Origin of the sequence: Rhodococcus mengyinensis, assembly GCF_048381435.1 — a bacterium.
GTDB lineage: Bacteria > Actinomycetota > Actinomycetes > Mycobacteriales > Mycobacteriaceae > Rhodococcus_F > Rhodococcus_F opacus_D.
In genome coordinates this window covers 1-12,309 of the sequence record NZ_JBLWIT010000074.1, presented here as the reverse complement: position 1 = coordinate 12,309, position 12,309 = coordinate 1, and the positions used below count along the sequence as shown (strand labels likewise).

The following is a 12,309-nucleotide window of genomic DNA, read 5'->3' as shown; positions in this document are numbered from 1 at the left end:
GGCGAGTTCGGTGAGCGTGGTGCGGCGGGGTCCGGCGCAGATGTAGTACGCGATCTCGGTCGGATCGGAGAGGGATCGGCGGGCGAGCAGCCAGTGCCCGCGCCCGGGTGCCCAGGCGATCCGGATCGGGATCCGCACCCAGGAGTATTCGCGCCGGCCGTGCGCGCCGTCGCCGACGGAGATCCGGCGCCACTGCTTCGCCGGGACCGCGGCGATCATCTCGTCGGCGCGACCGGCGCGACCGTGCGGGGTGAACACGTCGTCGTTGCAGCGCGTGGCCAGGACGTAGGAAATATCGCGTTCCTCGAGCCAGACCCGCAGGTACTTCACCTGCCCGTAGGCCTCGTCCGCGGTGACCCAGGAGAACGGGACCTGTGCGTCGAGGGCGCGTTCGATCATGTGTTGTGCCAGTCTCGGTTTGGTCGCGAACTCGATGTCGTCAGTGATGCCGGCGGCGCGGCACCGGTCGCGGTCGGAGGTCCAGGATTCGGGCAAGTACAGCTCCCGGTCGATCAAGGCGTGGCCGGCGCCGCTGGCGTAGGCGAGGAAGACGCCGATCTGGCAGTTTTCCACCCGTCCGGCGGTGCCCGAGTACTGGCGTTGCACCCCGGCCGAGCGGGTGCCTTTCTTGAGGAATCCGGTGTCGTCGACGATCAGTACACCGGCCGGATCGCCGAGGCGTTCGACCACGTAGTCACGGACGTCGTCGCGGACGCCGTCGACGTCCCAGTCCGCGCGCCGCAGCAACCGTTGCATCCCGTCCGGGCTGATCTCGCCGGCGCGCTCGGCGAGGGTCCACCCGTTCTTGCGTTCCAGACCTGCAACCAAACCCGTCACATATTCACGGACTCGGGACCGCGGCTCCGACCGGGCGAACCGACCGGAGATCCGCTCATGCAACGCTTCCAACTCGGCAGCAACCAGATCGAGGACCACACAATCAGTATCGTCTACCTGTCAAGCAAGTGCCGTTGCAGTATTAAGTCCCGTTGTCTCGCAACGTCGGCGATTCACGTCGTTGTTCGATCCCCCGAGCGGATTACAGCACCCAGCGGGTTACCGCGAATCGCACCGGACGCTGCCGGGGATTCCCGAACATGGACGGTTGCCTAGTGGCGCTCCCGACAGGAATGCGGTACAAACGAGCCCTGCAACTCAATTGTGATCCAAATCACTCTTAATCGTTACCGGAGGAGACAGACAAACCACCCAGGCGGCCCTGCCGATCGGACTCGATATCACCACCGCCTGCGTCCATCCCTTTGCGAAAGGAGCATGGAATGCATCCCTCGCTACCCATGAAGCAGCACATTCCCGGCGGTGCAGAACGCCTCTCACAGCCAGTCATCGGTGCCGGTGCCGCATTATCCGTCGCCATGCCCGCCTGGATGGTCACCAGCTCCCTGCGCGCCACCGCGGCGATCGTCGCCGCGACATTCGCCGGCCTCATCGCGGCAGCTGTGATGCTCCGGCCTTCGCCATGACGCACGCCCACACCGACGTCGACGCATGCCGTCGGCATCCCAGGAATCGTAAAGGCACGGTGCACATATGCCCTGGACTGTTGTGGTCATCGCCGTCACGTTGACCGTGGTGGTCGCCTCTCTCGGCGCAGCGCTCGCTGCGGATGCGATGTCGCACCGTCACGTACGTGAACCCGAACCGTCACGTGTCGGTGGCGGAGGCGCTGCCCCCGCGCCGACCACCCGGATCCGCGATCCCCGCTGGCGCCGGACCGCTGTGCAGGCCTGGACAATCTGTGGCGCCGCCTCGGCGATCGCGATTGCAATCATCGGAGTGCTGACGTCCGCTGGGTGAACGAATGCCCTCATCGATACCGGCTGCCGGAGAACCCGAACTCGACCAGCACCGCGGGATTGGTGACCGCGACACGCAACGGCCGGTCGATCGACTGCGGGTCGGTGATGTCAACCTCGTCCACACATGTGCGCCTGAGGATTTGGCCGAGTTATGGGTAATCGAGCTCCCCGCCTCCTCGCGAAGACCGCCCACCGTTGCGGGTCAGCGCCGGGGACTTCGGCAGGCTTCCCGCTTCGACTGGCTTGCTTTGTGCTTCGCTCGGGAGTACGTACGAGCCATCAGACATGCGTCAATGCCTCCCCCATCGTGCGGTTGAGGGTGCTGAGCGAGCGGACGGCACTGCGAACCGGCCCCGGCGTGGTGGTCGACTGCAGCATGACGTCGGGTGCCGAGGTTTCGGTGAGTTTCTCTGGAGGCTCTACGTGCTCGCCGGCGAGTGCGCGTTTGACGTCGGCGATGGTTGCCTTGGTGACGTCGGATGCTTGGCGCAATGCCTTCGCGGTCTCCTGCGACGGTTCGCTGTCTGGTTCGCCGCGGGCGGCGCTTACCCCTGCTCGGGCGAGTGCATGAGACGACCGATTGCCGGCCGTCATGATCCGCAACAACCGTTTTGCGCCCCGGCGGGTCCGCGTCGTCGGTCCCATTTCCAAGGGTTTGCCCGCTGTGACAAGGTCCTTCAGCGCGTTGTCCAGCTTCCGGATGTCGGCGACGAGGTCAGTCTCGTGGCCTGGTTGGACGACGGCTCCGATAGCGGTGTCGATGATGGCAGTCATCTGATCGAGGTAGTCGTCGATCTTCGAGGTCAGCGTCGATCTCGTTCCGGTGGAGAAGATGAAGTACGCCGCCGCTATTCCGACGATTCCGCCGGCCGCCGTTTCGTAGATGCGGAGTTCGAGTACCTCGATGCTGAATGTGCCGAGCAGTCCGTAGAGCATCGCAAGCATGACGGTGACGAAGAAGGAGAGCAATGCGTAGGCGACCGTCACGAGGTAGAACGCGAAGAATACGCAGACGACGAGCAGGAGCAGCTGCAATGGCTGGTTGTTTCCGACCAACGCGGACAGCAATACTCCTGCAAGAACTCCCGCGATGGTGCCGACGACGCGGTGGCCTGCGCGCGAGAGAATCTCACCGCGGGTAGATGCTCCGGTGAAAACGAGGAAGGCCGTCAGGACCGCCCAGTACCAGCGGTCGGGCGAGATGAGCTCACCGAGGATCGTTGCAGCGCTGGTCGCGACGGCTACCTGGATCGCGGCTTTGGTGCTCGGATTCCATCCGGTGTCCGTTTCTTCGTCCTCGTCCGGCTTCTTCCTCGGCTCGGATTCTGTTCGCAGGGCATTGTTGGTGATGTGATGGATCGCGATGTGTGCCTGCACTGCTCGCATCGCGACGGCGGTCGCGATACCCGCCGGAGTCGATGGATCGGACTTGTCTGCGGCCGCGGCGGCGAGGCGTCGGGCAGCGCGGAGTTGCTCGTCCGACGGATTGTTCTGCAGGCACGATCCCAGTGCCGTGGTCGCCTGCCCCAGCGAATTCGGCCACGACTTGTTCGGGTCGAGCGCCCACAGCGCGCTGACGAGTTGTTCGGTAGCGATTTGCGCATCGAAGATACGAACGGACAGATCATCATTCGTGACGCTCAGGAGCTGAGCTGCATCGTTGCGGTCGAGCCAGTCGTCGATCATCAGCGCGGTGCTTCCGAGCCGATCGAGTTTCTTGCGGAGTAGATCGAGATTCCGATCACCCCTGTTCGACGCCACCTCCAGCACGTCGATCGACGCGGCCCGCAGCGCCCGAACCAACCGTTTGAGTTCGAGCCCCGGCCGATCCGGCAGGATCACTGTTCGGACGAGGAGCGAGATACCGACGCCGGCGACGATGGACACGGCGAGGATGGGAATCTGCCCAGGCTCGGCCCGAAGGAAGAGCGCGAAGAAGTAGCAGATGAACGCGACCATCCCGAGAGCCGTCCCTCGCGGGCCGTAGCGCCGCACCCAGACGGCCGCGAAGAGCACCGCGATGAAACCCACATCGGCGACCTTCCCGAACTGTGACAGCGCCGCGGACATCGACACCGCTGCGATTGCCGGGAACACGAGCAGCAGTGTCGTGATCACCCTGCTGTGCTGATCCCTGTCCTTGACCGCCGCCGAGGACTGCATCGCGACAACCGTCCCGAGAAGCGCGACGGTGAGTGGCTGGCCGATCACGTCGGAACCCGGTAGTAGCACCACCATCGCGAGCACGACGGTGATCGTCGTGGCGGTTGCGGCACGGAGCCGCAGCCTGCCGGGATCGGAGACCGCGAGAAAACGGACTGTCTCCTGTACGAACCGAAAAGGCATTCACCGATTGTGCGCCCTGGGTTCATCCCCGATCGTGAGAGGCGTGCGAGTTCGTTGATGGCGGAGCCGAGACAGCACCTACACCACGCACCGGTCCCTGCCCGCCGACCCGGCCGGCGCCCGTCTTGCGATTGCCTAGCTTGCCGATACGGCAAGAACTCTCGCGGACACCGTCGGTGCTATTGCACTGTGTTGGTATGGAAGATGCGGGCGAGGTCACCGAGGTCAAGACGACATCACGTGAGGCGGACGAATGGGATGCGCGCTACAGCGAGCAGGATCGCGTGTGGAGCGGCGAACCCAACGGTGCACTTGTCGACGAGATGACCGGCGCACCGCCGGGACGCGCCCTGGACGTCGGTTGCGGTGAAGGCGCCGACGCGCTCTGGCTCGCCCGGCAGGGATGGGCCGTGACCGCGCTGGACGTTTCGCGCATCGCCCTCGACCGGGCCGGGGCCCACGCCGACCGGGAAGACGTGGACATCACCTGGGTGCTGAGCGGACTGCTCGATGCCGACGTGCCCGCGGGTGGTTTCGACCTGGTCTCAGCCCAGTACCCCGCCTTGCGCAGTACCGCCCATCGTGCCGCCGAACGTGCGCTGGTCTCCGCGGTCGCACCGGGTAGCATCTTGCTGGTCGTCCACCACGACATCCGCGACGCGGATACGGCGCGGGAGCACGGCTTCGATCCCGGTGATTGGGTCACACCCGGTGACGTGGCGGCGCTACTCGACGACAGCTGGCACATCGACGTGAACGAGGTGCGGGAGCGTTCGATCAGTGGCGGCGCGGGTGCACACCACACCCACGACGTGGTTCTGCGCGCGCACAGGCTGCCCCACCGCAGCCCCTCCATCGGGCATCCGACTGGCGGTGGTTCTCCCGGCGCACACACAGGATCACACAGAAAAGCCGCGACGGGCACAGCTGCGCCCGCTTCACCACCGCCTGGTCACTCACACGATCGCACCCGCTACTGGGACCACCAACAGGGGCGGTGGGTCAAGCATCACGACAACCGGCCCCGAGACTAGCGGCCATCATCACCGGCTGGACAAGACGCCAACCCCGGCCCCGCCCACCGGATCCCCATCCGTCTCGGCGACGACGACTACACCCGCGCCCACACTGTCGGCCAGAACCTCGAAATCTCCGGTCCACGAATGCATCACCGGTTCCCTCGACACCGAACAACCCGAATGGCTGCAGGTTCAGTCGGGGGGTGCGGCTCGATGGGCACGAGTACAGCCGTGGACACTCAGATCGATCTTGACCTAGAAATCCACGTCAGTACAGCTGTCCCTCGTGTCGTTCGCGGTCGAAGGTCGGGATGGGCCCACCGCGGCGCAGCGTGCGAGCCAGGGCCGGATCGGCCAGGTGCAGTCGCCCGATCGCGACCAGATCGAACTCGTTGCTTTTCAACCGCCGGAATACGCCATCGAGGTCGGCGGGTTCGGGCGTGCCCGTGTCGCGCAGTGGCTTGGTCAGGCCGACGCTGCCCACGGCCATGCTCACGGCTCCGGTCAGCTTCTTCGCCCACCCAGCCAGTGTGAGATCACTCCCCTCGAACGCTGGGAGGTCGAAACGGCGAATGCTGGCGTCCAGCACGTCCACTCCCGCGTCGATCAGCGCGTTCAGTACGACGGACAGCTCGGCGGGGGTGTTCGCGATCCGGGCGCCATAGTCCTGCTGCTTGTGCTGCGAGAACCGGAAGAAGATCGGCAGCTCCGGACCGATTTCCCGCCGGATCGCCCGAATCACCTCCACCGGGAACCGGGTGCGCCGCTGCAGGTCGCCGCCCCACTGATCGGTGCGTTGGTTCGTCGACTCCCACAGAAACGAATCCAACAGATAGCCGTGTGCGGCGTGGATGGCGATCCCGTCGAATCCGACCTCGACCGCGTTGCGGGCCGAGCGCACGTACGCGGCGATGACATCCTCGAGGTCCTGCTCGGTCATCGGCGCGGTCGGAGCGCTCGCACGGGCGATGTAGTCGGCCGGGTAGACGGTGCGCCCCGCCCGGCCCCACACTCCGGACGGGCGCATCGAACTCAGGCTCGGATCCACGTCGCTCATCGCGCCCCAGAGTGGTCCGACGTGCCAGAGCTGCGGGATGATCCGGCCACCCGCTTCGTGAACTTCGTCGACCACGCCGCGCCAGCCCACAAGTGCCGCTTCGCCGTGCAGGCGTGGCACTTTCGGACTGTCGACGGCGGTCGGGTGGTCGATCGCCACGCCTTCGGTGATCACCAGACCGCTGCCGCCCTCGGCGCGCCGCCGGTAGTAGGCGGCCACGTCCGCACCGGGGACCCCACCGGGTGAATGCTCCCTCGTCATGGGGGACATGACGATGCGGTTCGGCAGGGCAAGGGAGCGGACCTGCAGCGGCTCGAACAGCGCGTTCACTGCTCCTTCGGGATCAACTCGACGCGAATCGGTGAGGTCGGATGTCATGAGAACACGGTGCCAACGGGGTCGATACGCGAGCAAGCCGGCAGTCCGGTGAGCGGATCTCGGCCAGGTGGAGATCCCGAAAGCTGGGCGGGGTCGAATAGTCTTGGCCTTGCCCAGCGGGCACTGTCAGGCAGGTCTTCGGGTCACTGACGCGAAGTCGAGGTACTGTGCGATGGCTGCAGCCGCCATACGCACAGGTGCGGCATGCCGATGGTCGAACTTCACTTGGCTCGTCGGTCCGCTGACCGAGAGCCCTGCTTGCGCTCCGCCCAGGGAACCGACTCGCACTCCGATGCAACTGAATCCTGCCGCGCAGGTTCCGAACGCAATTCCCAGACGTCGGAGTCTGTCGGTCTCGGAGCGGAGGTCGGCGGAGGCATCATCGGACTGTGGGGCGGTTGCGAGCAAGATCTTCCCGATTGTCGACGACCGTGCGGGTATGCGGTCTCCGACCCGCGTCAGGAGGTTGGGGGCCGTCTGGCCGCCGACCTTCTCGAGATAGACCACGTCGGTGCCGTCGAGGATACCGAGATGAACGACGTGACCGGTAACAAGATGCAGCTCGCGGAGCACCGGGGCCACCACCCGGTCGAACTTGTTCTGGTACAGCGACAGCGCTCCGAACTCGACGAGTGTGTCCCCGAGCTCGAACTCGCTGCCCCGGCGACGGAGCCAGCCCAGTCGCACCAAATGCTCGAGCATCCGACGAGTGCTCGTCCGTGGTATCCCCGTTCGGCGAGACAGGTCGGTGAGGCTCAGAGCCGGCGTGCTGCGAAAGCAGTCCAGCACCAGGGACAGCCGATCGAGGGTGGACGCGGGCGGGACGTTCTCCGTGCGTTCTCCGTGCAACATCGGCTTCTCCCTCCCCTGGCGGCAGTCGCGACCTGGAGCGCCACCGGCCGTCCGGGACGGACAGGCACTCCCAGCACAGCTTCGGAACCGGCGCATCACCAGAGCCCCTTCCGGTGAGCGGGAACTGCCTCGTGTTCGCCCGCTGCAGATCGAGGCCCCGTCGAACGCGAGTCGGTGCAGGCAACACGTGACGACACGCGAGGTCACCGCGATCGACCAGCGTGTCGTCCGCTGAGCGGACGCGGAAGTGGTGCACCGCCGTCTGGCGCTGACAGGGTGGCCAGGAACCCGTGGCCGAGGTCACAACGCGGACGCCTCATGGCGCCAAGTTCTGCGCATTCGGTCCGGACGCCAGGCGGGGCGCGGCCGCAAGTGGCTGCGCGCGACCTGAGCAAAGACCAGAAGGAAGGAAACCACCATGACTGCTCTGAATATCGATGAAACCGACGAGGTCCGCTACATCGACGAGGGCACACCGCCTGCTCGCTTCGCCCGGGGGTGGCACTGCCTCGGGCTGGCGGTGGACTTTCGGGACGGCGCGCCGCACTCCATCGAGGCGTTCGGCACCCGGCTCGTGGTGTTCGCCGACAGCAAGGGTGAGATCAAGATCCTCGACGCCTACTGCCGACACATGGGCGGCGACCTGAGTCAGGGCACCGTCAAGGGCGATTCGATCGCGTGCCCGTTCCACGACTGGCGTTGGGGCGGCAACGGCAAGTGCACCGACATCCCCTACGCGCGACGGGTTCCGCCGCTGGCGCGCACTCGCGCCTGGACGACCATGGAACAGGATGAGCTGCTGTTCGTCTGGCACGACCCGGAGGGCAACCCGCCGCCGGCCGAGGTGACGATCCCGGTGATGAGGGCGCCAGGCACCGAGTGGACCGAGTGGGTGTGGAAGTCGATCGTCATCGACACCAACTGCCGCGAGATCATCGACAACGTCGTCGACATGGCGCACTTCTTCTACGTCCACTTCTCCTTCCCGACGTATTTCAAGAACATCTTCGAGGGGCACGTCGCGATCCAGGAGCAAAGCGGCGTCGGCCGTGAGGACATCACCGAATGGACGGACCCGGACGTCCCCCAACTGCTGGCACACCGGTCCCTCGCCGCCTACCACGGGCCCTCGTTCATGGTCGACGAACTGACCTACGAGTACGACAAGTTCGACGTCGATTCCATCCTCATCAATTGTCACTACCCGATCACCCCCGACAAATTCGTCCTGATGTACGGGATCACCGTCCAGAAGACCGAACATGTGCCCGCCGCGATCGCCGACCAACTGGTCGACGCGATGATCGGCTACATCGGCGTCGGTTTCGAGCAGGACATCGAGATCTGGAAGAACAAGACCCGGATCGACAACCCCCTGCTCACCAACGAGGACGGCCCCGTCTACCAGCTGCGCCGCTGGTACGAGCAGTTCTACGTGGACGTCGCGGACATCAAGCCCGAGATGGTGGACCGCTTCGAGTACGAGCTCGACACCACCAAACCGATCGAGACTTGGAAGCAGGAAGTCGCCGACAACCTCGCCCGCAGCACCGCCGCAGGCAAGCCCACCTGAGAGGAATTGTCATGCAACCCTTGGAATGCAGCACCTGCAGCACCCGGGTGATGGTGGAGAAGTTCAGCTGGCACCACACTTCCGTGCAGTGGCTGGCCGACTGCGAAACCTCCTGCGCACAGTTCCGCGTCGACGCCGTTCCGGGCCGCCAGGGGGTCCGCATCAGGAACTGCTCGGCGCTGCGCGAGACGCTCCGGCAGGCCGTCCTGGATGGCACGATCCCGATCCCCCCGGACTGACCACATCCCTTTACTCCCTCCGGCGATGGCCTGTCGGCCATCCGGAAAGGAATAACATGAGCGACATGACCGGGCCCGGAGGTCCGGACATCGAATCCCGAATGCAGTTGTTGGAGAAACGAGTTCAGCTACTCGAGGACCACAACGAGATCATGCGGCTGATGCACTCCTACGGTCCGGCCGTCGACTGCGGACTTGCCGATCTCGTCGCCGGACTGTGGACCCACAACGGCGTCTATGACGTCGACACCGGCCGCATGGACGGACGCGGCCAGATCGAAGCGATGGTTCGAACAGACCCCCACCAGGGCTTCCTGCGTCAAGGCTGCGGACACGTCATGAGCCCTGCGCACATCACCGTGGACGGGGACGCCGCGGTAGCGCTCTGCCACACGCAACTGATCCTGCGCCGATCCGACGGCGACGGATATCAGGTCAGCAGAGTCACGGCGAACCGGTGGGAGCTCACCCGCACCTGCGACGGCTGGAGGGTCACAACGAGGACCAGCCGCATCCTCGACGGTCAGGACGAAGCACGAAGGATATTCGCAGGAATCGCCGGTCCCCCAGGCTGATTGCGAACCCCGATCACGCTCAGCGGAGAACGCCAAGGTGGCCGTGCCATGGACGCGCCCACTGACACGTTCGCCTCCCGACAGGCCTGACCCACAGATTAGGAAGGTTCTTCATGTCCAGACACCATTCCCGCATCTGCGGGATGCTTCTGCTCGCCGGCGGAGTACTGCTCGCGGAACTCGGCGGCGCCTGACTCGCCCAGGCCGAGCCCACCGCTCCTCCGGCGTCGGCCCCGCTGTTCCTGCCCGGCCCGGGCGGCAACGGCAAGACGACGCCGGGTGCGGACGCACCCCGACTGGCGAGCGTCGACAACTTCCGCGACGTGGCGGGTACCGGCGCCGGCTACCCGGCGGCACACGGCAAGACGGTCAACAGGGGGTCTTCTACCGCTCCAACGCGATCGTGCCGAACGACGCGGACCTCGCCACCCTCGCCGGGCTCAGCCTGACCACCGCCTACGATCTGCGCGGACCCGACGAGATCACGCAGAAGCAGGACAAGCTGCCCGCCGGCGTGAACTACGTCAACATCCCGGTCGTTGCGGGCAACATCGACGAATTCATCGCCAATGTCCACACACCCGAGGACGCCCGCGCCGCGATGCAGGACGGGAACCGCAAGAACGTCACCGGAGCGACTGAGCGGGCCGGCTACGCCACGCTGCTCACCGGTCTCACGAACACCGCGGGTAGCATCCACCCACGCTATTGATCCGAACAGGGTAGGCCCGCCAGGGAAGTACACCTCATCGCGTGGAGACTGCCTCGGCTATGCCTTCAGCCTCAGCTATCGCCATGCACCGGCGCGACACCGACCGGGAGATCCACCATGCGGCTGTTCATCAACGCACACCATTCGGTCCCCACCGCGTGGATCGCCTGGACCGGCGATCCCGCCGGCCTCGAAGCCATCATCGATCGAGGGGCGAGTTGCCGAATTCGTCGTGTGGGACGGCTCTCGACCTTGGCCCGGTGGCGACGTGGAGATCTGTGGGTTGACCTGCACCGTCTCGAGGCAGAGTTATTGACGACGCCGGATGCTCCGGACGACTGGGAAGCGAACTTCGTCGACATGATCGAACAGGCGGAATCAGACGGGCATCTCGACACCGAAAAGATGCTCCTGCGTATCCGGTACAAATTTCACGACGTTCCCGAAACACGATAAACGACGACGTGCGCAAACATGGAAACCATTTGCGCACCAATGCGATACCGAAAGTCGGTACATACGGCCATTATTCAAAACGGGTTGGTATCGGGGCAAAACCAGCACCCCGCGACGCCCGCCCCACCACCCACACCGGATAACAACCCGGGGACATGCCATCACACCAGGTCACAACACCATTACGCCCCCCACACAGCACAACGGCCCGCAGGACACCGCGTCGACCTGTCGATCACACCGCCGCTCCGCCGAACGATTCCAAAACGGAAGAGGCCCACCATGACCGATATGCAACTGCGGGGTACGGCTACTCACGAACCGCCGGAACTTCACAGCCTCCACTCACGATCTGGACCGCTTTGCGCACCCGCAGGATTCGCTACATGCTACGGACCACATCCTCGCTCCCCCCTAATACAAGGCTTTCGACACTGGTCTCCGGTCCGACCCGTAGTCACTCCTCTCGTGTCCTGCTGGACGCACCCCAAATCGGATACAACCGGGGACGTTTGCGGGCAATCGGATTCGTCACCTGCACACCCGCCGACCACACGTTGCACTTCGTCCGCGCAACCCCGGCGACGCCCAGAGGGGCGGTCTCAGGTCCCCGGCGGGCACCCAGGGGCGAGCCGGTCCGGTTCGTCGAAAACCAGGTCCCGATTTCGGCCCACCGTCGTCAGAAGGGCGTTCAGCGCCTCCACGTCGGGGCACACCCTCTTCGAGCAAACTCGCCGACACCCTGCCCCACATCCGACGACTGAGCTGAGCGGCTCTCACCTTCCCCGCGATGGATCGTGACCCCGACAGAGAAGATGGTCAGGAAATGTCGCCGTAGGATGTCGAGAACCCACGCGCGGCTGCGTCCCCGGAGTGAAACGGCCAGAATGGGCCGTACCGCACCAAGGAGAACATGATGGCCAAGTACCTGCTGCTCAAGCACTACCGTGGCGCGCCGGCATCGGTCAACGACGTGCCCATGGACAAGTGGACACCGGAGGAGATCTCCGCCCACGTGCAGTACATGAACGACTTCGCCGCTCGGCTCGAAAGCACCGGCGAGTTCGTCGACAGTCAGGCACTCTCCCCGGAGGGCACGTTCGTCCGCTACGACGGCGAGGGGCGACCGCCAGTGACCGACGGCCCGTTCGCGGAGACCAAGGACCTGATCGCCGGCTGGATGGTGATCGACGTCGAGACCCACGAGCGGGCACTCGAACTGGCCGGCGAGCTGTCCGCGGCCCCGGGTGCGGACGGGAAACCGATCCACGAATGGCTCGAG

At 65.2% G+C, this 12,309-nt stretch carries 13 protein-coding genes; 9 read left to right on the top strand and 4 right to left on the bottom strand.

The features are described 5' to 3' along the window. Positions 1 to 936, bottom strand: a 936-nt coding sequence (locus ACNJ7E_RS14640) for an IS701 family transposase (RefSeq protein ID WP_418338726.1), incomplete at its 3' end; no start/stop codon positions are given. A gap of 344 nt (positions 937 to 1,280) precedes the next feature. On the opposite strand from ACNJ7E_RS14640, the gene ACNJ7E_RS14635 reads away from it, so the two are divergent. Both ACNJ7E_RS14635 and ACNJ7E_RS14630 read left to right on the top strand, forming a co-directional pair. After that, positions 1,281 to 1,484: a hypothetical protein gene (locus ACNJ7E_RS14635; protein WP_418340217.1), complete on the top strand. Its 204-nt coding sequence runs from the start codon at positions 1,281 to 1,283 to the stop codon at positions 1,482 to 1,484. 67 nt (positions 1,485 to 1,551) lie between these two features. Further along, positions 1,552 to 1,818, top strand: coding sequence for a hypothetical protein (locus tag ACNJ7E_RS14630; RefSeq protein WP_418340216.1), 267 nt, complete (start codon positions 1,552 to 1,554; stop codon positions 1,816 to 1,818). A gap of 281 nt (positions 1,819 to 2,099) precedes the next feature. Here ACNJ7E_RS14630 and ACNJ7E_RS14625 read toward each other — a convergent pair whose 3' ends face one another. Further along, positions 2,100 to 4,166, bottom strand: coding sequence for an FUSC family protein (locus ACNJ7E_RS14625; protein ID WP_418340215.1), 2,067 nt, complete (start codon positions 4,164 to 4,166; stop codon positions 2,100 to 2,102). Between the two features lie 197 nt (positions 4,167 to 4,363). Here ACNJ7E_RS14625 and ACNJ7E_RS14620 point away from each other — a divergent pair, with 197 nt between their 5' ends. After that, a complete protein-coding gene (locus tag ACNJ7E_RS14620; protein WP_418340214.1) occupies positions 4,364 to 5,200 on the top strand; it encodes a class I SAM-dependent methyltransferase in 837 nt (278 codons plus the stop codon). Between the two features lie 253 nt (positions 5,201 to 5,453). Here ACNJ7E_RS14620 and ACNJ7E_RS14615 read toward each other — a convergent pair whose 3' ends face one another. Continuing rightward, the gene (locus ACNJ7E_RS14615; RefSeq protein ID WP_418340213.1) at positions 5,454 to 6,620 is read right to left on the bottom strand and encodes an NADH:flavin oxidoreductase; all 1,167 of its coding nucleotides are present in this window, start codon (positions 6,618 to 6,620) and stop codon (positions 5,454 to 5,456) included. Positions 6,621 to 6,746: 126 nt separating this feature from the next. Beyond that, on the bottom strand, positions 6,747 to 7,472 hold the full coding sequence (locus tag ACNJ7E_RS14610) for an IclR family transcriptional regulator (RefSeq protein WP_418340212.1): 726 nt from the start codon (positions 7,470 to 7,472) through the stop codon (positions 6,747 to 6,749). Between the two features lie 418 nt (positions 7,473 to 7,890). Here ACNJ7E_RS14610 and ACNJ7E_RS14605 point away from each other — a divergent pair, with 418 nt between their 5' ends. From ACNJ7E_RS14605 to ACNJ7E_RS14580, 6 genes are all read left to right on the top strand, one after another. Further along, on the top strand, positions 7,891 to 9,045 hold the full coding sequence (locus tag ACNJ7E_RS14605; RefSeq protein ID WP_418340211.1) for a 3-ketosteroid-9-alpha-monooxygenase, oxygenase component: 1,155 nt from the start codon (positions 7,891 to 7,893) through the stop codon (positions 9,043 to 9,045). Positions 9,046 to 9,056: 11 nt separating this feature from the next. Further along, the gene (locus ACNJ7E_RS14600) at positions 9,057 to 9,284 is read left to right on the top strand and encodes a hypothetical protein (RefSeq protein ID WP_418340210.1); all 228 of its coding nucleotides are present in this window, start codon (positions 9,057 to 9,059) and stop codon (positions 9,282 to 9,284) included. Between the two features lie 56 nt (positions 9,285 to 9,340). Then, on the top strand, positions 9,341 to 9,859 hold the full coding sequence (locus ACNJ7E_RS14595) for a nuclear transport factor 2 family protein (protein WP_280782302.1): 519 nt from the start codon (positions 9,341 to 9,343) through the stop codon (positions 9,857 to 9,859). 403 nt (positions 9,860 to 10,262) lie between these two features. Beyond that, positions 10,263 to 10,571 (top strand): tyrosine-protein phosphatase, encoded by a 309-nt coding sequence (locus ACNJ7E_RS14590; RefSeq protein ID WP_418340209.1) that lies wholly within the window; start codon positions 10,263 to 10,265, stop codon positions 10,569 to 10,571. 117 nt (positions 10,572 to 10,688) lie between these two features. Next, positions 10,689 to 11,027: a hypothetical protein gene (locus ACNJ7E_RS14585; protein WP_418340208.1), complete on the top strand. Its 339-nt coding sequence runs from the start codon at positions 10,689 to 10,691 to the stop codon at positions 11,025 to 11,027. A 916-nt stretch (positions 11,028 to 11,943) separates the two neighbouring features. Next, the coding region (locus tag ACNJ7E_RS14580) for a YciI family protein (protein ID WP_418340207.1) at positions 11,944 to 12,309 on the top strand (366 nt) is incomplete at its 3' end.